Raw genomic sequence first — 22,995 nt, 5'->3', positions numbered from 1 at the left:
GAAGATCTCGACTGGACCATGTCCAACCTCTTCGACGCCATGGGCGCCATGTCCTCGAAATACAACGAGACGCCGGCGAGCGCTTCCCGCGCCTATGATGCCAACCGCGACGGTTTCGTCATTGCCGGCGGCGCAGGTGTGCTCGTTCTCGAAGAACTGGAACACGCAAAGGCCCGCGGCGCCAAGATCTACGCCGAAATCGTCGGCTACGGCGCGACGTCCGACGGCTACGACATGGTGGCACCTTCTGGTGAAGGCGCGATCCGCTGCATGCGCCAGGCGCTTTCGACGGTGAAGGGCGATGTCGACTACATCAACACCCACGGCACCTCGACGCCTGTTGGCGACAGCAAGGAAATCGGGGCGATCCGCGAAGTGTTCGGCAGCAAGATGCCGCACATCCAGTCGACCAAGTCGCTCACCGGCCACTCGCTGGGCGCCGCTGGCGTGCAGGAATCCATCTATGGCCTGCTGATGATGCAGGCTGGCTTCATCGGCGAAAGCGCGCATATCAGCGAGCTCGATCCTGAGTTCGATGGCGTTCCGATCGTTCGCAAGCGCATCGACAACGCCAAGATCGACACAGTTCTCTCGAACTCGTTCGGCTTCGGCGGCACCAATGCAACGCTCGTCTTCCAGCGCTACAACGGATAACACCATGACGGGACTGATGACCGGAAAGCGTGGCCTCATCATGGGTGTGGCCAACAACCATTCTATTGCCTGGGGCATCGCCAAGGCGCTGGCAGCGCAGGGCGCTGACCTTGCCTTCACCTTCCAGGGCGAAGCTCTCGGCAAGCGCGTCAAGCCACTGGCCGCCGAACTCGGTTCCGACTTCCTGCTTCCCTGCGATGTCGAAGACATTGCGTCTGTCGATGCCGTCATCGACGCGCTCAAGGAGCGCTGGGGCTCGCTGGACTTCATCGTCCATGCCATCGGCTTCTCCGACAAGAACGAACTGAAGGGCCTCTACGCCGACACCTCGCGCGACAATTTCAGCCGCACGATGGTGATCTCCTGCTTCTCCTTCACCGAAATCGCCAAGCGCGCCGCCGAACTGATGAACGACGGCGGCTCGATGCTGACGCTCACCTATGGCGGGTCGGTGCGCGTCATGCCGAACTACAATGTCATGGGCGTTGCCAAGGCCGCGCTCGAGGCTTCGGTACGCTACCTCGCCGCCGACTACGGCGCGCGCGGCATCCGTGTCAACGCAATCTCGGCCGGCCCGATCCGCACGCTTGCCGGCGCCGGCATTTCCGACGCCCGGGCGATGCTCTCCTGGCAGCAGAAGAACTCGCCGCTGCGCCGCACCGTCACCATCGACGACGTCGGCAGCTCTGCGCTATACCTGCTTTCGGATCAGACGCGCGGCGAGACGGGCGAGATCCACTATGTCGATTCCGGCTACAACATCACCTCGATGCCGGCGCTCGACACGCTCAGGACGGCCGACGCCGAATAGCGCTCTCAATCTACCAACCACGACAAAGCCCGTGGATCGGCCTCGATCCGCGGGCTTTGTCGTTCAAGAGCCGCTCAGGGAAACAGAAACAGCGCGAGCACGGCGACGACGATCGCCAGCACGATGAAACCCGTATGTGCGCGCCGCCCCGGCGCCATAGGCAGGTGATAAAGACTCTTCAGGAACGACATGGGGACCTCGGAGGTCGCTCCATGTCCCTCGGCATGCTTGATGTCCTTGGCGACAGCCTCGGCCGCGTCCTCGCTCAAAGGCGGCCTGTTCACACCCCATGTCATGGCACTCATCCTCCGACGAGAAATACCGACGACGTCATGGTGAGCCCGAACAGGGGCGATGGCAACAGGCAAACTGTCGCTTCACACCGGCCGAAGAGAAGGGCCCGAAACGCAAAGAGCCGGGCGTTTGGCCCGGCTCTCTGCTTGATCCTCAGTGGTCCTCAGCGCTTGGCCCAGAGCACCTTGAAACGGGCGTTGCGGCAGGTTTCGCCGTATTCCTTGGAATTCTCTGCCAGCACCTGCTCATAGGGCAGGCCCCGGTTGGCGACCAGCATCAGCTTGCCGCCCTGCTTCAGCGCCTTCAGCGCCGTCTTGATGATGGCGACACCAAGCGCCGGCTCGGCGGCGTGGGCCTCATGGAAGGGCGGGTTCATGACGATGAGATCGTACTTGTCGCGCGGCTCTTCGCTCGTGAGGTCGAACCAGTAGAAACGCACCGGCATGCGCGGAGCGTTCGCCATCATGTTGACGCGGGCGGCCTCGAGCGCCTCGTGATCGGCTTCGAACAGGTCGATGCCCTTGGTGCCCGGCGCGGTTTCGGCAAGCTTTGCAGCAAGATAGCCCCAGCCCGCGCCGAAATCGGCGGCGTGGCCATGAAAATCGTTCGGCAGGCGCGAGGCGAGCAGCTCGGAACCCGCATCGATGCGGTCGTGCGAGAACATGCCGGGCGAGGCCTCGAACAGGCCCTCGACGCGCACCGGCACCTTGGCGAGCTTGTGCACGGCATCGGTTACATCTTCGGGACGAGTGAACCAGAAGGCGACGCCGTGATACTTCGGCAGGTGATCGCCATCCCATTCGAACTTGGCAATCCGCTTCTTCAGCGACTGGATGCCGTCTTCCTTGCCGCCGGCAACGACGATCAGGCCGCCCTCACGCGTGCGCTTCAACGCCTCGGCGATACGGTCCTCGTTCTCACCCTTGTGCTTGCCACAGAGCACCAGCGTGACGTCGTAGTCCTCGCCGGTGACCTCAGGCGTCACATCGGCGCGCACGGCCTCCAGGGCGCGATAGAGCGGCCTTGACGGCTGAACGGCTGCTATCGAGGCTTCGAAGCCCTTGGGCAACCGGTAGCCCGCCTCGGCGCCGAGAAAGAGCACACGCTCGCCCTCGCCCGGCGGGTCGATCACGCCGCTATCGAACGGGTAAAACAGGGTCTTCAACGCATCTCGGCTCATCGGTCTATCCGTCATCTTCCTACAAGAAAGGGGCGCGGAGCGATCCGCTCCGCGCCCCGAATGCTTTCGGGTGAAGCCCGCTTATTCGGCGGCTTCGCCGTCGCCCTTCTTCTCAGACTTTTCGGCAACGATTTCCTTGCCGGTGGCCTGATCGACAACCTTCATCGACAGGCGAACCTTGCCGCGCTCGTCGAAGCCCATGAGCTTGACCCAGACCTTGTCGCCTTCCTTGACGACGTCGGTCGTCTTGGCGACGCGCTCGGAGGCGAGCTGCGAGATGTGGACGAGGCCGTCACGGGCGCCGAAGAAGTTGACGAAGGCGCCGAAGTCGGCGGTCTTCACAACGGTGCCTTCATAGATCTGGCCGACTTCCGGCTCGGCGACGATCGAGTGGATCCACTTGCGGGCCGCTTCGATTTCCTTGCCGGACGAAGAGGCGATCTTCACGGTGCCGTCGTCTTCGATGTTGATCTTGGCGCCGGTCTTTTCGACGATTTCGCGGATGACCTTGCCGCCCGAACCGATGACTTCGCGGATCTTGTCGACCGGGATGTTCATGACTTCGATGCGCGGAGCGAACTCGCCGAGCTGGCCGCGGCTTTCGGAGATGGCCTTTGCCATTTCGCCGAGGATGTGGAGACGGCCGCCCTTGGCCTGGTTGAGCGCAATGCCCATGATCTCTTCGGTGATGCCCTCAATCTTGATGTCCATCTGGAGCGAGGTGATACCGGCTTCGGTGCCTGCAACCTTGAAGTCCATGTCGCCGAGGTGGTCTTCGTCACCGAGGATGTCGGAGAGAACGGCGAAGCGCTCATCTTCCTTGATCAGGCCCATGGCGATACCGGCAACCGGCTTTGCGAGCGGAACGCCGGCATCCATCAGCGCGAGCGAGGTGCCGCAGACGGTGGCCATCGAGGACGAGCCGTTGGACTCGGTGATCTCGGATACGACGCGCAGCGTGTAGGGGAACTGTTCGGCTTCCGGGAGCATCGGGCGGATCGCGCGCCAGGCGAGCTTGCCGTGACCGATTTCGCGGCGGCCCGGGGAGCCCATGCGACCAGTTTCACCGACCGAGAAGGGCGGGAAGTTGTAGTGCAGCATGAAGCGTTCTTTGTACATGCCGGTCAGGCTGTCGACGTACTGTTCGTCTTCACCGGTGCCGAGCGTGGCAACGACGATCGCCTGCGTTTCACCGCGGGTGAACAGCGCCGAACCGTGGGTGCGCGGCAGGAGGCCGACTTCCGAGACGATCGGGCGAACGGTTTCCAGATCGCGGCCGTCGATACGGCTCTTGGTGTCGAGGATGTTCCAACGAACGATCTTGGCCTGCAGGTGCTTGAAGACGGCGCCGATTTCTTCGGCCGTGTGGGCCGGGTTCTCGATGCCTTCCGGCAGGAAGTGAGCCTTCACCTTGGCCTTGACGGCGTCGACGGCAGCGTAGCGAGCGGCCTTCTCGGTGATCTTGTAGGCGTTGCGCAGTTCGTCTTCGGCAAGCGAGAGCATGGCGTTCTCGAGAGCGGAATGATCTTCCGGTTCGAACTCGCGCGGCTCCTTGGCAGCGACTTCAGCGAGCTTGATGATGGCGTCGATGACCGGCTGGAAGCCCTTCTGGCCGAATACGACAGCGCCGAGCATGACGTCTTCCGGCAGTTCCTTGGCTTCCGACTCGACCATCAGCACCGCTTCCTGGGTGCCGGCGACGACGAGGTCGAGGGTCGATTCGTCCATCTCGTCGAGATGCGGGTTGAGAACGTACTGGCCGTTGATGTAGCCGACGCGCGCGCCACCGATCGGGCCCATGAACGGAACGCCGGACAGCGTCAGCGCAGCGGAAGCTGCGACCATCGACAGGATGTCGGGATTGTTTTCGAGGTCATGCTGCATGACCGTGACGATGACCTGGGTGTCGTTCTTGTAGCCATCGGGGAAAAGCGGGCGGATCGGACGGTCGATCAGGCGGGAAACGAGCGTTTCGTTTTCGCTCGGACGGCCTTCGCGCTTGAAGTAGCCACCCGGGATCTTGCCGGCGGCATAGGTCTTTTCCTGGTAGTTGACGGTCAGCGGGAAGAAGTCCTGGCCCGGCTTCGGCGACTTGGCCGAAACGACGGTGGCGAGAACGACGGTTTCGCCGTAGGTGGCGAGCACGGCACCATCAGCCTGGCGGGCGATCTTGCCGGTTTCGAGCTTGAGCGGACGCCCAGCCCATTCGATTTCAACCGTGTGGGTATCGAACATGTTCTGTCCTTCGTGTGCGGCGGACCTTTCCGCGGCTGTTGCAGCGCGGGTGGTCGAAGGGCCGCATGAAATGGCGCATCACGGGCAAGACAACGGGAGGCTTCACGCTTGAAATCGGCTTGTTTCCGCTTCACCGGCCGCTGCTCTGCGGCATCTCGGCAAACGGGCCGAAGCATCCTGCAATCCTGCCCCATGACGGGCCATCGGTTGATCCGCGAAACCGGCCCATCCGGTTCGCTGGATTCTCTCCTTTAGCCACGTTTCCTATGCGGCCGGAGAGTTTATTCCTTGAGCGCCCAGCGCTCCATAAAAAAGCCGGCGGGCCGCAATGACCCGCCGGACAAGTCGCTTAGCGACGGATGCCCAGGGCACCGATCAGCTTGGTGTAGCGCGCTTCGTCTTTCTTCTTCAGATAGTCGAGGAGCGAACGACGGCTGGAAACCATCGCGAGAAGACCACGGCGGGAATGGTTATCCTTCTTGTGGCCCTTGAAGTGTTCGGTCAGGTTGTTGATCCGTTCCGTCAGGATAGCAACCTGGACTTCCGGGGAACCGGTATCGCCTTCAACGGTTGCAAATTCCTTGATGAGCTGAGCCTTACGCTCTGCAGCAATCGACATCGGATGATCCTTTCGATTTCGAGGATTTAGGGACGCCTTCAGCCGGGATGTCGTCCAGCTGCGGCCGTGAATGCAACCGGCATGCGCCTTTTGCTGGCGTGCCTATAAACGAATTGGATGAAAAAGGAAAGGGTCATGAACCGGCACAAAGAAGGGCCAACGGAGAGCGCTAGTTGCTTGTCGGACGCGGCCGCATCGGCGCGGATTTCTGCTGATCGCGATTGACGGAGATGTAGTCGAGATGGGCAGAGAAGACCAGCCAAGCGGCCCCGCTTCGTTGGCGACCAGAGACCAGCGCTTGCCCCTGTGGTCGCGCGCTCCCGCCTGGCCCACCTTCGCCCCGTTTGACAACGTCATGACGACGCGCCCGTTTGGCGCGTCGCGCACATTGAGCGGTGTTCTGGTCGGATCCGCGACCGTGCAGGCGATCTCGGCGCCACGTGCCGGCCCTCCCGCCGTCAGGATCACCATCGAAACGGCGGCAAGCTCCAGCGAGCGAAAGAGCATTTCATCGCGTTCCCCTCAGGTGCGCCTCACGAACCTTCTTCCTTCGCATCGCGCGGAATGGTGATCCGCCACTCGATGCCATCGGCATGCATCACCCGCTCCAGAGTGGCGTTCAGCGCCATGCCGAGCATGCGCTCCAATACCAGCGTCCCGAAACCCTTGCGGACGGGGTCCGACGGCTTGCCTGCGAGATCGGCGCCCTCCTCCCGCCAGCGAATGGCAATGCCTTCATCCTCCAGCGACCAGCTCAGCTTGACGACCCCGGTGGTGTTGGCGAGCGCACCGTATTTGGTGGCATTGGTCGCCAGTTCGTGCAGGGCCATGCCGAGCGTCTGCGAGATCTGCGTGTCGAGCCTCAGTGCCGGGCCGGACAGGATCACACGCGTCGGATCGTCAGGCGTGAAGGGCTGCAACTGGTTCTGGGCGAGCTCGCGGAAATCGACGCCTTGGGCGGCGTTGGCGATCATCAGGTCGGTCGAGCGCGCGAGGCCGGCAATGCGCTTGCGGAAGGAATCGGCAAAGTCCGACGCACTCTCGGCCGAATAGACCGACTGGTTCAGCATGGACTGGATGACGGTCAGCTGGTTCTTCGAGCGGTGCGCCACCTCGCGCATGAGGAAGCGGATCTCGTTTTCGGCCTTGCCGCGCGCCGCTGCTGCGCGCGCCAGCGCTGCCGAGACCTGCTCGACTTCTGCGATCATGTGCGGGCGGGATTCGATCCGTTCACCGGCGCCGAGGCGACGCGCATCCTGCGCCACGAGCTTGACGCCCTGTGACAACAGCCGCGCAATTGCCAACGATCCGGCGATCGCGATGCCGGCAAAGATGATGCCGCCGAGCGACAGCCAGAGGAACGACCAGACCGCCGGAGCATCGACCGTCGCGCGCGGCGCCCAGGCGATGATCCGCCAGCCGGTCACGACCGAGAACTCGGTCGCGACCCGGTACTCCGTGCCGTTTTCCTTGATATTGCGGACCCCGATGCTGATCGCCGGCACCTTGTCGAGGAAGAACGGTTCTCCGGCCTTGACCTTCGCATCCGACGAAATGATGACCTTGCCTGCGCCATCGACCAGTGCTGCGCTCCATCCGGGAGAAAGCGTGTCGCGGTTGACCGCCTTGGCCATGTTTTCGGCGTTTTGCGTCAACGTCAGCAGATATTCCTCGCCGGTCGACAGCTTCGCCGGCAGGTAGACGTTGAACACCCATTTTCCCGCGGTCTGGCCGAAGAACACGTTGGAGACGAGCGGCGAGTCATTGTTGGTGAAGGCGCGCTCGACGGAATCAGGGTCCGAAGCCTTGCTAAGCTGCGCGCCAAAAGGAACCCGGGTGTTGAGCCGCTGGTTGTGATTGCGATCGATGACGATCAGGTAGGAATCCGTTCCGGCAAGCGCCGTGGCGGCCCGGCCGTAGAAGGCCTCCATGTTGCCGTCTTCGATCTCTTGCGAAGTCGACAGCACCTTCAGCGTCGTCAGCATGCCCTCGATGTCACGTTCGACGATGCGCGTCACCGAGCCGGTCGAGGCCTGCAGCAGGGCGGTGATCACCTGTTCCTGCTGATCGACGCTGCGCTTCAGCACCACGAGCGAAAAGATGAAGGCGGGGACGATGGCCACAAGCAGCAGCGACGTCAGATAGAAGCTGAAAGGCCGGGTCAATCGATGACGGACGAGGTCGCTCACCGCCGCCAGGCCATTCGCAGCCTTTCGCTTTCCTTCGTCCAACACGCCGGTCACCTCAGTCGCCCTTCTTCCTGCCGCGCCAACGGCACAGCCGCCTTCGGCGCGCGCTGCCAAATGCGGTGCGACCGCCATTCGGTTCTGCAGCACGGCAAGGAAACGGAATCACCTCGGATGGATTGGAAGCCCATGCCGGGGATCATGCGTCAAGGATGGCGCAAAGGCAAACGCTTCCGGGTGCTTAGCCCGTGGCAAAAACCCGCTTCGGGCGGAATTCGCCTTCGGCAATTTCACCGATGGCGATGAGCTTGCCGCGTGCCGTCGCGTAGGCTTCAGGCGTCGCAAGCGGCGCATCGCGACCGCGCAGGATGATGGGATTGCCCATCCTCAGGCGGTGCGCCTGATCATCGTTGACGGCAACATGCGGCAGGCTGGAAAGCGCTTCACCGGTCTCGATCAGATAGGCGTCGAGCGCCGCCAGGCGTTCCTCGTCGCTCTCGATCTTTTCCAATGCCACCAGATCGGCGAGCGGCACCATGTCCTCTTCACCGAACGGCGCGACAAAGGTTCGGCGCAGCGAGGCGATGTGGCCGAAACAACCGAGATCGCGACCCATGTCGCGAGCGAGCGAGCGCACATAGGTGCCCTTGCCGCACTCGATCTCGAAATGCGCGAGATTGGGAGTGGCACCGAGCAGCGTCAGGCGGTGCACCTCGACCTCGCGGGCCGGAATCTCGACGGGTTCGCCATCGCGGGCCAGATCGTAGGCGCGCTCGCCATCGATCTTGATCGCCGAGAACTGCGGCGGCACCTGGCTGATGACACCGGTGTATTTCGGAAGCAATGCGCGGATCGCCTCTTCGTTCGGCCGCTCGCTCGAGGAATGCGTGACCTCGCCTTCGAGATCGTCGGTCGAGCGTTCCTCGCCCCAGGCAACGGTGAATTCGTAGATCTTGCGTCCGTCCATTACATAAGGGACGGTCTTCGTCGCATCGCCGAGGGCGATCGGCAGCATGCCGGAGGCCAACGGATCGAGCGTGCCAGCATGGCCGGCCTTCTGGGCCTTGAACAGCCACTTGATCTTCGAGACGGCTTCGGTGGAGCCGAAGTCGAGCGGCTTGTCGAGGATCAGCCAGCCCGAGATCGGGCGGCCCTTGGGCTTACGCGGTTTGGACATGAAATCTACTATTCTTCGTCTTCGCTGGTCTGGTCGAGATCGCGGCTGACTTCCGGCGAACGCAGGAGCTCGTCGATCTTCTTGTAGTTGTCGAAGCTCGTATCGTCACGGAAACGAACGTCGGGCATGTATTTCATCTGCCGGAGCTGCGGGCCGAGGCGGCCGCGAATGTACTTGGCATTGCGGTTGAGCGCCTCGATGACTTCGGCATGGTTGGGCACGCCAAGCGGCGTGACATAGGCAGTAGCAATCTTCAGGTCGGGCGACATGCGCACTTCCGAGATCGCGATGACGGTCTTCTCGATCACGGGATCGCGCACCTCGCCACGCTGCAGAACCTGCGTGATCGCAGCGCGCACCTGCTCACCGACGCGCAGCATGCGCTGGGAGGGGGCTGAGGATGTAGCTTTGCTCATGGTCGTTGACTTTCCAAGGTTCTGCACCCTCCCGGGGCGCGGAAAACCGTTTTGCTCTCTAGCGTAATATATCGTCTGTGCCTCAGGCGCGGATAGTTCCAATTGACCGGGCCCGCCGTCGTTGGCGCAGGGCCAAGAAAACACCCATGGCGGTCAAAGCCGACGCGGACAGCAGGTGGATCAATTCGAATTGCGGGTGAGCGCAACCCTCTTTGATGGCGGACTGCCATACCTCGTGCTCGGCATCACCTCGGGACGTTATGGCTATCAACAAGAGCAAACCGCCGAGAAGGCTTCCGACCCAAAGCAACGCCCGAAGGCGCAATACCGTCGAGCCGATCGCCAGACAGAAAAGCGCCGCCAGACCGACCCAGTTGGTCAGAAACGCGGCCGCCTCATTGAAAACGGAGAAATCCTGCCCATCCCATCCGGGATAGATCTTGTCGCAGACTTCCGCAAAGGCCGTCTCCCACCAAAACGACACAACAGCGGCCAAGGCCGCCGTTGTGCAGAATTGCCGGGCTTTCAGCCCCATCAAAGCGTCCGCGTGATGTGCTCGACGCGGAAGCACTCGATCGTATCGCCGGCGCGAATGTCTTCGTAATTCTCGAAGGCCATACCGCATTCCTGACCGACGTTGACTTCCGAGACTTCGTCCTTGAAGCGCTTGAGGGTCTTGAGCTTGCCTTCGTGGATAACGACGTTGTCGCGAACCAGACGGACGCCGACGCCACGCTCGACCTTGCCTTCGGTGACGCGGCAACCGGCAACCTTGCCGACCTTGGTGATGTTGAACACCTCCAGGATTTCGGCATTGCCGAGGAACGTTTCGCGACGTTCCGGCGAGAGCAGACCCGACATCGCCGCCTTCACGTCATCCACCAGATCGTAGATGATGTTGTAGTAGCGGATTTCGATGCCGGCGCGCTCGGCGGCCGAACGGGCCTGCGAGTTGGCACGGACGTTGAAGCCGATGATCGCGGCGTTCGACGCTTCGGCGAGCGAGATATCGGACTCGGTGATACCACCGGCACCCGAATGCACGATGCGCGCACGAACTTCGTCGGTTCCGAGCTTGTCGAGTGCACCGGCGATCGCTTCGATCGAACCCTGCACGTCGCCCTTGATGACCAGCGGGAACTCCTTGAGACCGGAGGTCTGGAGCTGGGTCATCATCTGCTCGAGCGAGCCGCGCGAGCCGGACTGACGGGCAACCTGCTTCTCGCGGGCGAGACGCTGGCGGTATTCCGAGATCTCGCGAGCGCGGCCTTCGTTCTCGACGACGGCGAACTTGTCGCCCGCAGCCGGCGTGCCGGAAAGGCCGAGAACCTCGACCGGCATCGACGGACCGGCTTCCTTGACATGTTCACCCTTGTCGTTGACCAGCGCGCGCACACGGCCCCACTGATCACCGGCAACGATGATCTGGCCCGGACGCAGCGTGCCCTTCTGGACGAGGACCGTCGCAACCGCACCGCGGCCGCGGTCAAGTTCAGCTTCGACCACCGTACCTTCGGCCGTCCGGTTCGGATTGGCGCGCAGGTCGAGGATTTCGGACTGAAGCAGGATCGCTTCCAGCAGCTTGTCGAGGTTGGTGCCGTTCTTCGCGGAAACTTCCACGTCGAGAACTTCACCACCCATGGATTCGACGAAGACTTCGTGCTGCAGCAGTTCGGTGCGAACCTTCTGCGGGTTTGCCGTCGGCTTGTCGACCTTGTTGATCGCAACGATGATCGGAACGCCGGCAGCCTTGGCATGGTTGATCGATTCGATCGTCTGCGGCATCACGCTGTCGTCAGCCGCAACCACCAGGATCGCGATGTCGGTCGCCTGGGCACCGCGAGCACGCATCGCCGTGAACGCCGCGTGACCGGGCGTATCGATGAAGGTGATCTTGTTGCCGTTCTGCTCGACCTGATAGGCGCCGATGTGCTGGGTGATGCCACCAGCTTCGCCGGCAACCACGTTGGCGTGGCGGATCGCATCGAGCAGCGAGGTCTTGCCGTGGTCGACGTGACCCATGATCGTAACGATCGGCGGACGCGGCAGCATTTCCTCTTCCGAGTCCGACACGTTGAAGATGCCCTCTTCGACGTCGGATTCCGAGACGCGCTTGACCGTGTGGCCGAATTCGCCAGCGATGAGTTCAGCCATATCGGCGTCGATCAGATCGCCGGGCTTCATCATCTGGCCTTCCTTCATCAGGTACTTGATGACGTCGACCGCGCGCTCAGACATGCGCTGCGACAGTTCCTGGATGGTGATGGTCTCCGGCAGGATGACTTCGCGGGAAATCTTCTCGCGGGTTTCCTGCATCTGGCTACGCTTGAACTTCTCCTGGCGGCGACGCATCGCCGACAGCGAGCGGGCGCGCTGACCTGCATCCTCGTCGGCAGCGGTGCTCAGCGTCAGCTTGCCCTGGCGGCGACCGTCGTCGCCCTTCGGGCGGGCCGGAGCCTTGGCGGGCTCGGGGCGCACGACCTTGCCGCGCGCCGGACCGGCGCCCGGGCGCGGACCACGATCCTCGTCCTTTTCGTTGTCGACCTTGCGGCCGCGCAGGGCACCAGCCGGTGCCGGCGTCGGAAGGCCGGCTGCCGGAGCAGCAGCGGGACGTCCTGCCTGCGGGCGATTATCGACGCGACGCTCGGCGGAAGCCGGCGTGTGAGCAGCCACGGGGCGCTCTTCAACAACCTCTTCAACCTTTGCTTCGGGCTCGACTGCCGGGCGGGCAGCTTCCTCGGCGGCACGACGTGCGGCTTCTTCCTTCTCCTGCTGGAGACGGGCTTCTTCCTCACGCTTGCGGCGCGCTTCGTTTTCAGCACGGATGGCCGCTTCTTCGGCTTCGCGGATCTGGGCCTCTGCCAGGGCGCGGCGGCGCGCATCGATCTCACCGGCGGAAAGCTGGTTCAGGACAACGCCGACGCGCGGACGGTTGGCCTGATTGGCTTCCTGACGGGTCTGATGCTGCTGCGGCTGCGGAGCCGGACGGCCGGAAGGCTGCGGCTGAGCCGGACGCTGTTCAGCCGGCCGTGCGGCAGGTGCCGCGCTCACCGGCGTGATCGTACGCTCTTCCTTGGGGCGATGGAAAGAAGTCGGGCGTTTCCTGGTTTCGACCACGACCGCCTTGGTGCGGCCACGACCGATGTCCTGACGCACGGTCCCCTGCGAAACCCCGTGGGGCTTCAGGGTCAGCGTCTTCTTGCCTGCTGCGCTGCCTGTCTTGTCGTCGTTGTTGTCGTCAGTCATTCCGTTCCGTTCCTAGCGATCAGGCCCGGATGCGTATCACCCGACCCCGTCTTCTAAATTGTCTCGAACAATACCCGCGATGCCGGCATTCGCCGGTGACGCGTGTCATTGCTGTGGCTTGCCAGCGCCGCCTTCGGCCCGGACCGGGACGGATCCTCGGTACTTTTCGAGCATGATTGCGCGCTTCACTACACCTTCACCCGCCTGCCCTGCAAGCGCTGCGGCATGGATAAAAGCATTACTTCCTAAAAGGCCCTCCATTTCCGCCCCGGTGAAGGGACGGAACGAAGGTATTTCCATTTCGTCGTCGGCCACGAAGCTCATCGCCTTGCGAGCCTGGTCTATCTTGCGCACGCCGTCCGCCGCAGCATCGGCTGCATGGAACACGGCAAGCGCTGCAAGGCCGCGTACGGCCTGTTCCGTCTTCGTCGCGCCGGAGATGAACTGGGCCGCCTTGCGGGCCATGTTCATCATGCCGGCCAACTGCTCGCAGAGCAGCCGGTCGACGTCATCGGCAAGCGTTGCGTCAGCCTTGACGTCCGCTTTCAGGGCGCGGGCGAAGAACTTCTTCGCCACCGCCTTTTCAATGAGCACCCGCTCGGCCTTCACCCAACATCCGCGTCCCGGAAGCTGCCGCTTCAGATCGGGAACGACGCGACCGTCCGGCCCGGCAACGAAGCGGATCAACTCGTCGGGTGAACCGCTCTCGCGGGTGACGATGCAGGTCCGCGTGTTGCCGCTCCGATCCTTCGGGCCCCCGTCCGTGGGCAGAGTGTCCGAAGGCAGGCTGTCGGCATCATCAGAGGCGATCATTGTCCTTAAGCGTCCTGCTCGGCGCCTTCGGCAACTTCGATCGGCTCTTCGCCTTCGGCCTCATCGCTTGCCAGGTCCTCTTCCGTGATCCAGCCGGCCGCGAGGCGGGCCTGAACGATCATGGCTTCGGCTTCGGCGCGCGAAACGTCGAACTTCGAGAAGGTGCCCTCGAAGCGCTTGGTCTCGCCGTCCTTGCGTTCGCTCCAGCCGACGAGGTCGTCAGCGGCGCAGCCGGCAAAGTCCTCGATCGTCTTGATGCCTTCTTCGCCAAGGGCGACGAGCATCTGGCTCGTCAGGCCGTCGATCGAGCGCAGCTCGTCGGCGACACCGAGTTCCTTGCGCTTGGCATCCATTTCAGCTTCGAGCTTGTCGAGGAATTCGCGCGCACGGGTCTGGATTTCGGTCGCGGTCTCCTCGTCGAAGCCGTCGATCGACGCGATTTCGTCGAGATCGACATAGGCGAGCTCCTCGACGGCGGCAAAGCCTTCGGAAGCCAGAACCTGGCCGACCATCTCGTCGACGTCGAGCGCGTCCATGAAGAGGTTGGTGCGCTCGGTGAATTCCTTCTGACGACGCTCGCTCTCTTCCTGCTCGGTGAGGATGTCGATATCCCAGCCGGTCAGCTGCGAAGCGAGGCGAACGTTCTGGCCGCGACGGCCGATGGCGAGCGAAAGCTGCTCGTCCGGAACGACCACTTCGATGCGCTCTGCATCTTCGTCGAGAACGACCTTGGCGACTTCCGCCGGCTGCAGTGCGTTGACGATGAACGATGCCGGATCCTGCGACCACGGAATGATGTCGATCTTTTCGCCCTGCAGTTCGCCGACGACGGCCTGAACGCGCGAACCGCGCATACCGACGCAGGCGCCGACCGGATCGATCGAACTATCGTTCGAGACAACCGCGATCTTGGCGCGCGAACCCGGGTCACGGGCAACCGACTTGATCTGGATGATGCCGTCGTAGATTTCGGGCACTTCCATGGTGAAGAGCTTCACCATGAACTGCGGATGGGTGCGCGACAGGAAGATCTGCGGGCCGCGCTGTTCGCGGCGAACGTCGTAGACGAAGGCGCGGACACGGTCGCCGTAGCGCATGTTTTCGCGCGGGATCATCTCGTCACGACGGATGATGCCTTCGCCACGGCCGAGGTCGACGATGACGTTGCCGTATTCGACGCGCTTGACCGTGCCGTTGACGATTTCGCCGACGCGATCCTTGAATTCGTCGAACTGGCGGTCACGCTCGGCTTCGCGAACCTTCTGCACGATGACCTGCTTGGCAGACTGGGCGGCGATACGGCCGAAGTCCATCGGCGGCAGCGGATCGGCGATGAAGTCGCCGAGCTTGGCGTCCGGATTGCGATCGCGAGCAAGCTCGAGCGGGATCTGCGTGGAATAGTCGTCAGCCTTCTCGACCACTTCCAGAAGACGCTGCAGGCGGATTTCACCGGTCTTCGAGTTGATGTCGGCGCGAATGTTCGATTCCGACCCATAGCGCGAGCGGGCGGCCTTCTGGATCGCATCGGCCATCGCGGCCAGAACGATCTCGCGGTCGATCACCTTTTCACGCGCGACAGCATCCGCGATCTGCAGAAGCTCGAGCCGGTTAGCACTGACTGCCATGTCTTGTCTCCGTTTGGGTTGCAGGGGGCTTCACGCTCCGCCCGACTTATTCCTCAATAGGTGAATCTTCGTCTTCGAAATTCTCGTTCGCGGCGCGCTCGGCCTTCGCCTTCTTGTCGGCTGTCAGCGCATCACGGATCAGATCGTCGGTCAGGATCAGCCGCGCTTCGGAAAGCGTGGTGAACGGGATCACGACAACAGGTTCCTCGCCATACGCAGGCTGGTCACGCTCAAGCCGGAAACCATCGTCATCGACGGAAACGATCTTGCCGCGAAACCGCTTGCGGCCATCGACCAGAACCGACGTCTCGCATTTCAACAGGTGACCCTGCCAGCGGAAGAAGTCGGACTTGCGCACCATCGGGCGGTCGATGCCGGCCGACGACACTTCGAGATGATACGCCTTGTCGATCGGATCTTCCACATCGAGCACCGGCGAAATGGCCTTGGAGATCTCTTCGCAGTCCTCGACGGTCATGGTGCCGTCGTTGCGCTCGGCCATGATCTGCAGCGTCAAGCCGTTCTGGCCGGACATGCGCACACGCACCAGGCGATAGCCCATCGGCACGATGACCGGCTCGATGATGTCGGCAATGCGCTGGTCGAGGCCGGTTTCGGTGATCAGGCGCGGTTCATTTGCATTTTCAGCCGTTGTCGTATCGGACAAACGATCATCTCCTCATCGGACCGGCTAATAAAAAAGAGCGGGTCCTGACGGGCCCACTCTTCATCTACCGATCAAGAATTTGAGGCTCATATACGCTTCATCGCCGCAAATTGCAAGGCGTTGAGGCTCATGCTGCAAATGCAGCGATCCGCTCGCAACCGGCGATCTTTGACAACAAGGTCAGTTTCAGCGGGTGGCACTTCGCGTGCTCAGGCCTATAACAGGAATCGAACTGCTTCGAGACGACAATCAAGGACAAGAGAGAAGACGAGGTGCCCCACCGTATTTCGCCGCTTGCACCCTTCAAGCACGACATCTTCCGCACGATCTGGATCGCGAGCCTCGCATCCAATTTCGGCGGCCTCATCCAATCGGTCGGCGCTGCCTGGCTGATGACCTCGATCTCCTCCTCGGCGAACATGGTGGCGCTCGTGCAGGCATCGACCTCGCTGCCGATCATGCTCTTCTCGCTCGTGTCCGGCGCGCTTGCCGACAACTTCGACCGGCGACGGATCATGCTGGTGGCGCAGTGTTTCATGCTCTTCGTCTCGGCGCTCCTGACGATCTGCGCCTATGTCGGCCTGATCACGCCCTGGCTGCTCCTGCTCTTCACCTTCCTCATCGGCTGCGGCACGGCGCTCAACAATCCGTCCTGGCAGGCCTCGGTCGGCGACATGGTCCCGCGCGAAGACCTGCCGGCCGCCGTGGCGCTGAACAGCATGGGCTTCAACATCACCCGCAGCGTCGGCCCCGCCATCGGCGGCGCGATCGTCGCGGCATTGGGTGCGGCGGCTGCCTTCTTCGCCAATACGCTCAGCTACTTCGCGATCCTCTTCGCGCTGATGCGGTGGCGGCGTGAAGTGCCGACGAACACGTTGCCGCGCGAAACGCTGGGGCGTGCCATTTCCGCGGGCCTGCGCTATGTCGCGATGTCGCCCAACATCGGCAAGGTGCTTCTGCGCGGCTTCCTCTTCGGCCTTTCGGCAAGCGCGATCCTCGCGCTGCTGCCGCTCGTCGCCCGCGACCTCGTCCAGGGCGGACCGCTCACCTACGGCCTGATGCTCGGCGGCTTCGGCCTCGGCGCGATCGGCGGGGCGCTGCTCTCCGCCCGCCTGCGGGAGAAGCTTTCCAGCGAGGCAATCGTGCGCATCGCGTTCACCGGCTTTGCCGCCAGCGCCGCGATCACGGCCTGGAGCACCTATGCGTGGCTCAGCTGTCTCGTGCTGCTGATCTCCGGCGCCTGCTGGGTGCTGGCGCTGTCGCTGTTCAACACAACCGTACAGCTTTCGACGCCGCGCTGGGTGGTCGGCCGCGCTCTGTCGCTCTACCAGACGATGACCTTCGGCGGCATTGCCGGCGGCAGCTGGCTCTGGGGTACGGCGGCCGAACAATATGGCGCGGCCAACGCGCTGATGGGCTCCTGTCTGCTGATGTTCGCCGGCGTCGTGGTCGGCTTCCGGCTGCCGCTACCGGAGTTCACCTCGCTCAACCTCGATCCGCTGAACCGCTTCAACGAGCCGCCGCTCGAACTGGATCTGAAGCCGCGCAGCGGTCCAATCGTCATCATGATCGACTACGAGATCGCCGATGACGATATCCCCGAGTTCCTGACGACCATGGCGGAACGCCGGCGCATCCGCATCCGTGACGGTGCGGGCCACTGGGCGCTGATGCGCGATCTGGAGAACCCGACCACATGGACCGAGACCTACCACGTGCCGACCTGGGTCGAGTATGTGCGCCACAACCAGCGGCGCACCCAGGCCGACGCCGCCGTCGGCGACAAGCTGACGGCGCTGCATAGCGGTGCTGCGCCGCCGCGCGTGCACCGGATGATCGAGCGCCAGACGATCGTTCCGACGCATTACGAGCGCTACAAGCGACAGGTGAACGTGGACATGCACTAGGTGCTGTCGCCGACCCCCACGCTGACATCGATCCATGCAACAAAAAGGCCCCGTCATCGGGGCCTTTTTCGTTTTCGCACTTCAGCACGTAAGCGCGCGGAAGCGTCAGACTAGACTTACGTTAGCGCAGCTTCGCCTTCAGCGAGGCATCGGGGAAGCAGGTGGCGGCAAGCCCGCTCTTTGCCTGCCAGTCGCCGAGCGAGCGGCGCGTCTTGTAGCCGGGGAGACCATCGACCTTGCCGACGTCATAACCCTTGGCAACGAGCGCCTTCTGCATGGCGAGAACGTCCGAGCGCAGCATGTTGCCGACATCGCCCCAGTTGCCGCGGAATGCACCACCGCCGGTGGCGATGCGGTCGGCGAGGTTGCCGATGAAGAGCGCATAGAGATCCGAGTTGTTGTATTCCTTCAGCACATAGAAGTTCGGCGTGACGATGAATTCCGGCCCGTGCCGGCCGGCCGGCACCAGCATCATCGAGGATGCCGACAGTTCGTGCGACGGGAAGACCTTGCCGGAAATCCGCGTGATGCCCTTATTCGCCCAGCTTGAGAGAGGTTGGGCGAGATCCGGCCCTTCCTGCGCACAGGAGACCGCTTCGGGGATCGACACCTCGAAGCCCCAGTCGCGACCGCGCTGCCACCCCTTCTTGACGAGATAGTTGGCGATCGAGGCGAGGCTGTCGGGCACCGAATTCCAGATGTCGCGGCGACCGTCGCCGTCGAAATCGACGGCATATTGCAGGAAGCTCGACGGCATGAACTGCGGCTGGCCCATGGCGCCGGCCCAGGAGCCGCGCATCGCCGCCTCGTCGACGTCACCGCTGTCGAGAATATGCAACGCCGCGATCAGCTCGCGCCGGAAAAGATCAGGTCGCGTCGACATGAAAGCCTTGGTCGCCAGCACGTCGACCACCGGATAGGGGATCTTGGCGCGACCGAAGCCGGATTCACGCCCCCAGATCGCCACGACCACCGAACCGGGAACGCCATAGGTGCGTTCGATCTTCTTGAGCGTCGACGCATGGGTGGCGGCAAGGCTGCGGCCAGTCGCGGCGAGCCCTTGCAGGCGCTTCTCAGAGAAGTAGCTGCCGGGCGAAGAAAACTCCGCCTGGCTCTGCTTCTGTTCCTTCGGCTTCGGGAAGCCGGGAGGCGCCAGATCCGGCAGATCCCAGTTGAGCTTCACGTCGGAAAACGCCGCCTTGAACGAACCAGCGGAAATGCCAGCCTTTTTCGCCTCCGGCCAGAGGTCGTTCTGCAACCAGCTGCGGAATTGAGCTTCGACATCCGCCTTCGTTGCCGCTTGCGCGAGCCCCAGCCAGCCGCAGAACAGCAGTGTCGAAAGTGAAAGAAGTCTCAGCATCCGGCTTCCTATCGGTTGGATCGCGGGGTTCGAAGGCGCCGCTCAGATCGACGTGCGGGCGCGAAGCGCAGCCGCCAGCGTGCCTTCATCGAGATAGTCGAGCTCGCCACCCACCGGCACGCCATGGGCAAGCCGGGTGATCTTCACCTCCATGCCTTCAAGCTGGTCGGTGATGTAGTGCGCCGTGGTCTGGCCCTCGACAGTGGCGTTGACGGCGATGATCAGTTCGCGGACGCCGCCATTGGCGACGCGCTGGACGAGGCCCTTGATGTTGAGATCGTCAGGGCCGACACCGTCGAGCGGCGACAGCGTGCCTCCGAGCACGTGGTAGGCGGCGTTCATTGCGCCGGCGCGCTCCAGCGCCCAGAGGTCGGAGACGTCCTCGACGACGATGATCACGGACTGGTCGCGACGCTCGTCGGAACAGACGGTACAGGGATCGATCGTATCGACATTGCCGCAGCAGGAGCAGATGCGGACCTTGCGGTGCGCCTCGCCCATCGCATCGGCGAGCGGACCCAGCAGCTGGTCCTTCTTCTTGACAAGATGGAGGGCGGCGCGCCGTGCAGAACGCGGCCCGAGCCCCGGGACCTTTGCCAGGAGCTGGATGAGTTTTTCGATTTCGGGGCCGGTGACTCGTTTTGCCATGCCGCGCTTTTAGCCCATATCGGCCTGAAACGGAATCGTCTTCGAGAGAAGCGCTGCGACGATACCGGCAGAGGCGGCTACCGCGTGGCGATCGCTACCGCAGCACCGGCGATCGTCGCGGCACTCGTGCGGTTGGCGATGCGCACGGCGCGGCGGCTTTTCAGGAAGGTGCGCGCCTTCGACGCCATCGCCACCCAGCCGAAATCGACGACCACGAGCACGACCAGCATGGTCGCGACCAGCTCCATCCAGCCGACGACGGTCACCGAGCTGAGGTCGATGATCGACGGCAGCAGCGCGACATAGAACATCATCACCTTCGGATTGCCGAGCGTGACGGTGATGCCGGCGAAGAACAGCTTCATGGCGGAGCGCGACTGCGGCAGGTTATCGCCAGGCATATCCGGCTCGGCCGACCACATCTTCCAGGCGAGGTAGAGCAGATAGCCGACGCCCAGCCACTTGATCGCGAGGAAGAGCAGATGGAAGCTTTCGGCAATAGCCGCAAGACCGGCGACGGCGAAGGACAGCCAGATGGCCTCGCCGATCCAGAGCGCGACGAGGAAAGGCATGACATCGCGCGCACCCTTTGCCAGCACGCGGGCAACCAGTGCCGCAACGCTCGGGCCGGGTGAACCGGCCGCAACCAGCAATGCGCCGGCAAAGACAAGCAGGGACGTGAGTGTCATGGGCAGCCTCCTCTTGGAGGCTGCAACCTAACATGGATCGGCCCCGTTGGCAGCAGCGGCGGGCATGCGTGCGTTGCGGACCGGGCGCGATCCGTTGCTGATCGCTAGGTTGGCCGCTCACGCGCCAGAAGACGGGCCGGCGCGTTACCCGGCGATGCGCACGGCCAGGCACAACCGCAACATCTGCGGGCGGCGTTCCGCCCGCATCCTGAACTCAACCTTGGAGGCGATCAGAACGGCAGCTTCATGCCGGGCGGGATCGGCAGGCCGGCGGTCAGTTCGCGGGTCTTTTCCGCCTGGACGGCTTCGGCCTTGTCCTTGGCGTCCTTGTGGGCGGCAACGATCAGGTCTTCGAGGATCTCGACGTCGTCTTCCTTGAAGAGCGATGGGTCGATCTTCAGGCTCTTGAGGGTGCCCTTGCCATCGAGGCGAACGGTCACCAGACCACCGCCGGAGGTGCCATCGACTTCGAGCGCAGCGATTTCCGCCTGCATCTTCTCCATCTTGGCCTGCATTTCCTTGACCTTGCCCATCATCCCCATGATGTCGCGCATCGTCGTCTCCTGTTCTTTGGTTTCTGCTCGCAGACGGGACTATTCGATGTCGTCGCCAGGGACGATATCGCCATCGGCGGATTCGGCTGTCGCCGGAGCAACGCTCTCGGCCTCTTCCTCGACGGCACGAATGCGCACGTCGGTGATCTTGGCACCTGGGAACCGGGCGAGAATGGCAGCGACGTCGGGATCCTGGCGCGCATCACTGACGCGCTGCTCCTGCGCCCGCTGTTCCTGCTCGATCAGCGTCGGCTCGCCGGCCTCGCGGCTGTAGCTGACGATCCAATGGATACCGGTCCACTCCTTGAGCTTGACGGCGACCTCGCCGAGCAGCGTCTTCGGAGCATCGTCGGAAACGTTGACGTCGAGACGGCCAGCCTCGATGCGTACCAGCCGCAGGAAGCCGCGCACCAGCGTCTTGAGCTTGATGTCGCGGTTCTTGGCGCAAAGCTCGGCAATATCCGAGATCGAATTGACCGGCACCGACGGCTGCGGCTTGGCAGCCACGGCTGCCATCGGTCGCTCTTCGATCCGGCCGACTGCGACCGGTTGCGGCGCGACATCCGGCACCGCGCGCAACATCGTCGCGCCATTGCTCGTCGGGCGCTGCACCGGCATTGCCTGGGCTGCCTGCGTCGAGATCGAACCTGAAACCGAAGCCTGTGCTCCGCCGCCATTGCCACCGCCCGGGCCAAGACGGGCGCCGCCGCCTTCACCGCCAGAAAGCTCAAGCACACGCCGCGCAGCCTCTTCCGGCGCCGGCAGATGTGCGGCATGCGCCAGACGGATCAGCACCATTTCGGCAGCACCGGCCGGGCGCGCCGAGCTTTCGGCCTCGGGAATGCCCTTGAGAAGCATCTGCCAGATGCGCGACAGCGCGGTGACCGCGACGGTCTCGGCGAAGACGGCGCCGCGGGTGCGCTCGACCTCGCTCAGCGACTGATCGTTGACCGCCTCCGGCACATATTTCATGCGGGTGACGAGATGGGTGAAATCGGCAAGATCGGTCAGCACGACCGTCGGATTGGCGCCGGCCTCGTACTGTGCGGTAAATTCCTGGAGTGCTGCCGCGACATCGCCTTTGACGACATGATCGAAGAGGTCGACGATGCGGGCGCGGTCGGCAAGGCCGAGCATCGAGCGCACGGTTTCGACCTCGACCGCACCGCCGCCGTGGGCGATCGCCTGGTCGAGCAGCGACAGGCCGTCACGCGCCGAGCCTTCGGCGGCACGGGCGACCATTGCGAGGGCTTCCGGATCGAAGGAAACGGCTTCCTTGCCGAGGATGGTCGAGAACAGGCCGACGAGATCGGAGGCGCTGATGCGGCGCAGGTCGAAGCGCTGGCAGCGCGACAGCACCGTGATCGGAACCTTGCGGATTTCGGTGGTGGCGAAGATGAACTTCACATGCTCCGGCGGCTCTTCGAGCGTCTTCAACAGACCGTTGAAGGCCTGGGTCGAGAGCATGTGCACTTCGTCGATGATATAGACTTTGTAGCGCGCCGAAACCGGGCGGTAGCGCACCTGCTCGATGATCTCGCGGATATCGTCGATGCCGGTATGCGAGGCGGCGTCCATTTCGATGACGTCGACATGGCGGCCGTCCATGATCGCCTGGCAATGTTCGCCGGGAACGCGAAGATCGATCGTCGGCCGGTCGACATCCGATGTCTTGTAGTTCAGCGCGCGGGCAAGGATACGGGCGGTGGTGGTCTTGCCGACCCCGCGCACCCCGGTCAGCATATAAGCTTGGGCGATGCGACCGGTCTCGAACGCGTTGGTGAGCGTTCGCACCATCGGTTCCTGGCCGACCATCAGGTCGGAGAAATCCTTGGGGCGGTACTTGCGCGCCAGAACACGGTAGGCGGCCGGCTTCTCAACGGATGAAATGGACGTGTCGTCGCTCATCGACCC

The 22,995-nt window shown here is 63.2% G+C and carries 21 protein-coding genes; 4 read left to right on the top strand and 17 right to left on the bottom strand.

Features of this window, described 5'->3' with window-relative positions; genetic code table 11:
- Nucleotides 1–654: beta-ketoacyl synthase N-terminal-like domain-containing protein (locus I8N66_RS09100; protein WP_291152614.1), on the top strand; the 654-nt coding region annotated here is incomplete at its 5' end.
- Between the two features lie 4 nt (nucleotides 655–658).
- Nucleotides 659–1,465 (top strand): enoyl-ACP reductase FabI, encoded by an 807-nt coding sequence (gene fabI, locus I8N66_RS09095; RefSeq protein ID WP_291152612.1) that lies wholly within the window; start codon nucleotides 659–661, stop codon nucleotides 1,463–1,465.
- Nucleotides 1,466–1,539: 74 nt separating this feature from the next.
- Here fabI and I8N66_RS09090 read toward each other — a convergent pair whose 3' ends face one another.
- The 3 genes from I8N66_RS09090 to pnp form a co-directional block, all read right to left on the bottom strand.
- On the bottom strand, nucleotides 1,540–1,761 hold the full coding sequence (locus I8N66_RS09090) for a hypothetical protein (protein WP_291152609.1): 222 nt from the start codon (nucleotides 1,759–1,761) through the stop codon (nucleotides 1,540–1,542).
- A 161-nt stretch (nucleotides 1,762–1,922) separates the two neighbouring features.
- Complete coding sequence (locus tag I8N66_RS09085) at nucleotides 1,923–2,939, bottom strand: class I SAM-dependent methyltransferase (RefSeq protein ID WP_291152606.1); 1,017 nt, start codon at nucleotides 2,937–2,939, stop codon at nucleotides 1,923–1,925.
- A gap of 81 nt (nucleotides 2,940–3,020) precedes the next feature.
- A complete protein-coding gene (gene pnp / locus I8N66_RS09080; RefSeq protein WP_113538860.1) occupies nucleotides 3,021–5,174 on the bottom strand; it encodes a polyribonucleotide nucleotidyltransferase in 2,154 nt (717 codons plus the stop codon).
- 65 nt (nucleotides 5,175–5,239) lie between these two features.
- On the opposite strand from pnp, the gene I8N66_RS09075 reads away from it, so the two are divergent.
- Nucleotides 5,240–5,506 (top strand): hypothetical protein, encoded by a 267-nt coding sequence (locus tag I8N66_RS09075; protein WP_291152603.1) that lies wholly within the window; start codon nucleotides 5,240–5,242, stop codon nucleotides 5,504–5,506.
- A gap of 17 nt (nucleotides 5,507–5,523) precedes the next feature.
- On the opposite strand, the gene rpsO is transcribed toward I8N66_RS09075, so the two are convergent.
- From rpsO to rimP, 9 genes are all read right to left on the bottom strand, one after another.
- A complete protein-coding gene (gene rpsO / locus I8N66_RS09070; protein ID WP_029742369.1) occupies nucleotides 5,524–5,793 on the bottom strand; it encodes a 30S ribosomal protein S15 in 270 nt (89 codons plus the stop codon).
- Nucleotides 5,794–6,326: 533 nt separating this feature from the next.
- Nucleotides 6,327–8,114: a sensor histidine kinase gene (locus tag I8N66_RS09065; protein WP_291152598.1), complete on the bottom strand. Its 1,788-nt coding sequence runs from the start codon at nucleotides 8,112–8,114 to the stop codon at nucleotides 6,327–6,329.
- 106 nt (nucleotides 8,115–8,220) lie between these two features.
- Nucleotides 8,221–9,156, bottom strand: coding sequence for a tRNA pseudouridine(55) synthase TruB (gene truB / locus I8N66_RS09060; protein ID WP_291152596.1), 936 nt, complete (start codon nucleotides 9,154–9,156; stop codon nucleotides 8,221–8,223).
- A gap of 8 nt (nucleotides 9,157–9,164) precedes the next feature.
- Entirely contained in the window at nucleotides 9,165–9,572 is a 408-nt protein-coding gene (gene rbfA, locus I8N66_RS09055) for a 30S ribosome-binding factor RbfA (RefSeq protein ID WP_104662459.1), read from the bottom strand.
- An 82-nt stretch (nucleotides 9,573–9,654) separates the two neighbouring features.
- Nucleotides 9,655–10,107, bottom strand: coding sequence for a hypothetical protein (locus I8N66_RS09050; protein ID WP_291152592.1), 453 nt, complete (start codon nucleotides 10,105–10,107; stop codon nucleotides 9,655–9,657).
- Nucleotides 10,107–12,818: a translation initiation factor IF-2 gene (gene infB / locus I8N66_RS09045; RefSeq protein WP_291152590.1), complete on the bottom strand. Its 2,712-nt coding sequence runs from the start codon at nucleotides 12,816–12,818 to the stop codon at nucleotides 10,107–10,109. The genes I8N66_RS09050 and infB overlap by 1 nt, the downstream gene beginning before the upstream one ends.
- Before the next feature lie 105 nt (nucleotides 12,819–12,923).
- Nucleotides 12,924–13,631, bottom strand: a complete 708-nt coding sequence (locus I8N66_RS09040; RefSeq protein ID WP_113538853.1) for an RNA-binding protein — start codon at nucleotides 13,629–13,631, stop codon at nucleotides 12,924–12,926.
- A gap of 5 nt (nucleotides 13,632–13,636) precedes the next feature.
- Nucleotides 13,637–15,256 carry a transcription termination factor NusA gene (gene nusA, locus I8N66_RS09035; RefSeq protein WP_113538852.1) on the bottom strand — a complete coding sequence of 540 codons (1,620 nt, stop codon included), beginning with the start codon at nucleotides 15,254–15,256 and terminating at the stop codon, nucleotides 13,637–13,639.
- A gap of 46 nt (nucleotides 15,257–15,302) precedes the next feature.
- Nucleotides 15,303–15,923: a ribosome maturation factor RimP gene (rimP, locus tag I8N66_RS09030; protein WP_113538851.1), complete on the bottom strand. Its 621-nt coding sequence runs from the start codon at nucleotides 15,921–15,923 to the stop codon at nucleotides 15,303–15,305.
- A 272-nt stretch (nucleotides 15,924–16,195) separates the two neighbouring features.
- Between rimP and I8N66_RS09025 the strand changes: the two genes are divergently transcribed.
- Entirely contained in the window at nucleotides 16,196–17,830 is a 1,635-nt protein-coding gene (locus I8N66_RS09025) for an MFS transporter (protein WP_291152587.1), read from the top strand.
- 121 nt (nucleotides 17,831–17,951) lie between these two features.
- Here I8N66_RS09025 and I8N66_RS09020 read toward each other — a convergent pair whose 3' ends face one another.
- From I8N66_RS09020 to I8N66_RS09000, 5 genes are all read right to left on the bottom strand, one after another.
- Nucleotides 17,952–19,190 carry a lytic murein transglycosylase gene (locus I8N66_RS09020; protein ID WP_113538849.1) on the bottom strand — a complete coding sequence of 413 codons (1,239 nt, stop codon included), beginning with the start codon at nucleotides 19,188–19,190 and terminating at the stop codon, nucleotides 17,952–17,954.
- Between the two features lie 42 nt (nucleotides 19,191–19,232).
- A complete protein-coding gene (gene recR, locus I8N66_RS09015; protein WP_113538848.1) occupies nucleotides 19,233–19,838 on the bottom strand; it encodes a recombination mediator RecR in 606 nt (201 codons plus the stop codon).
- A gap of 77 nt (nucleotides 19,839–19,915) precedes the next feature.
- On the bottom strand, nucleotides 19,916–20,527 hold the full coding sequence (locus I8N66_RS09010; RefSeq protein ID WP_113538847.1) for a LysE family translocator: 612 nt from the start codon (nucleotides 20,525–20,527) through the stop codon (nucleotides 19,916–19,918).
- Between the two features lie 230 nt (nucleotides 20,528–20,757).
- Entirely contained in the window at nucleotides 20,758–21,081 is a 324-nt protein-coding gene (locus tag I8N66_RS09005) for a YbaB/EbfC family nucleoid-associated protein (RefSeq protein WP_029742357.1), read from the bottom strand.
- A 39-nt stretch (nucleotides 21,082–21,120) separates the two neighbouring features.
- Nucleotides 21,121–22,989 (bottom strand): DNA polymerase III subunit gamma/tau, encoded by a 1,869-nt coding sequence (locus I8N66_RS09000; RefSeq protein WP_291152574.1) that lies wholly within the window; start codon nucleotides 22,987–22,989, stop codon nucleotides 21,121–21,123.
- Nucleotides 22,990–22,995 lie beyond the last annotated feature (6 nt).

The organism is Ensifer sp. SSB1 (assembly GCF_016652895.1).
Taxonomy (GTDB): domain Bacteria; phylum Pseudomonadota; class Alphaproteobacteria; order Rhizobiales; family Rhizobiaceae; genus Ensifer.
This window is presented reverse-complemented; position numbering and strand designations above follow the sequence as displayed.

What these genes read in the sequence shown, in the direction of transcription:
- I8N66_RS09085 (WP_291152606.1), bottom strand. Translation starts at nt 2,939, where the DNA reads ATGAGCCGAGATGCGTTGAAGACCCTGTTTTACCCGTTCGATAGCGGC.
- I8N66_RS09065 (WP_291152598.1), bottom strand. Translation starts at nt 8,114, where the DNA reads ATGGCGGTCGCACCGCATTTGGCAGCGCGCGCCGAAGGCGGCTGTGCC.
- I8N66_RS09020 (WP_113538849.1), bottom strand. Translation starts at nt 19,190, where the DNA reads ATGCTGAGACTTCTTTCACTTTCGACACTGCTGTTCTGCGGCTGGCTG.
- recR (WP_113538848.1), bottom strand. Translation starts at nt 19,838, where the DNA reads ATGGCAAAACGAGTCACCGGCCCCGAAATCGAAAAACTCATCCAGCTC.
- rbfA (WP_104662459.1), bottom strand. Translation starts at nt 9,572, where the DNA reads ATGAGCAAAGCTACATCCTCAGCCCCCTCCCAGCGCATGCTGCGCGTC.
- infB (WP_291152590.1), bottom strand. Translation starts at nt 12,818, where the DNA reads ATGACTGACGACAACAACGACGACAAGACAGGCAGCGCAGCAGGCAAG.
- I8N66_RS09000 (WP_291152574.1), bottom strand. Translation starts at nt 22,989, where the DNA reads ATGAGCGACGACACGTCCATTTCATCCGTTGAGAAGCCGGCCGCCTAC.
- I8N66_RS09010 (WP_113538847.1), bottom strand. Translation starts at nt 20,527, where the DNA reads ATGACACTCACGTCCCTGCTTGTCTTTGCCGGCGCATTGCTGGTTGCG.
- fabI (WP_291152612.1), top strand. Translation starts at nt 659, where the DNA reads ATGACGGGACTGATGACCGGAAAGCGTGGCCTCATCATGGGTGTGGCC.
- nusA (WP_113538852.1), bottom strand. Translation starts at nt 15,256, where the DNA reads ATGGCAGTCAGTGCTAACCGGCTCGAGCTTCTGCAGATCGCGGATGCT.
- rpsO (WP_029742369.1), bottom strand. Translation starts at nt 5,793, where the DNA reads ATGTCGATTGCTGCAGAGCGTAAGGCTCAGCTCATCAAGGAATTTGCA.
- pnp (WP_113538860.1), bottom strand. Translation starts at nt 5,174, where the DNA reads ATGTTCGATACCCACACGGTTGAAATCGAATGGGCTGGGCGTCCGCTC.
- I8N66_RS09040 (WP_113538853.1), bottom strand. Translation starts at nt 13,631, where the DNA reads ATGATCGCCTCTGATGATGCCGACAGCCTGCCTTCGGACACTCTGCCC.
- I8N66_RS09050 (WP_291152592.1), bottom strand. Translation starts at nt 10,107, where the DNA reads ATGGGGCTGAAAGCCCGGCAATTCTGCACAACGGCGGCCTTGGCCGCT.
- I8N66_RS09075 (WP_291152603.1), top strand. Translation starts at nt 5,240, where the DNA reads ATGAAATGGCGCATCACGGGCAAGACAACGGGAGGCTTCACGCTTGAA.
- I8N66_RS09090 (WP_291152609.1), bottom strand. Translation starts at nt 1,761, where the DNA reads ATGACATGGGGTGTGAACAGGCCGCCTTTGAGCGAGGACGCGGCCGAG.
- I8N66_RS09005 (WP_029742357.1), bottom strand. Translation starts at nt 21,081, where the DNA reads ATGCGCGACATCATGGGGATGATGGGCAAGGTCAAGGAAATGCAGGCC.
- truB (WP_291152596.1), bottom strand. Translation starts at nt 9,156, where the DNA reads ATGTCCAAACCGCGTAAGCCCAAGGGCCGCCCGATCTCGGGCTGGCTG.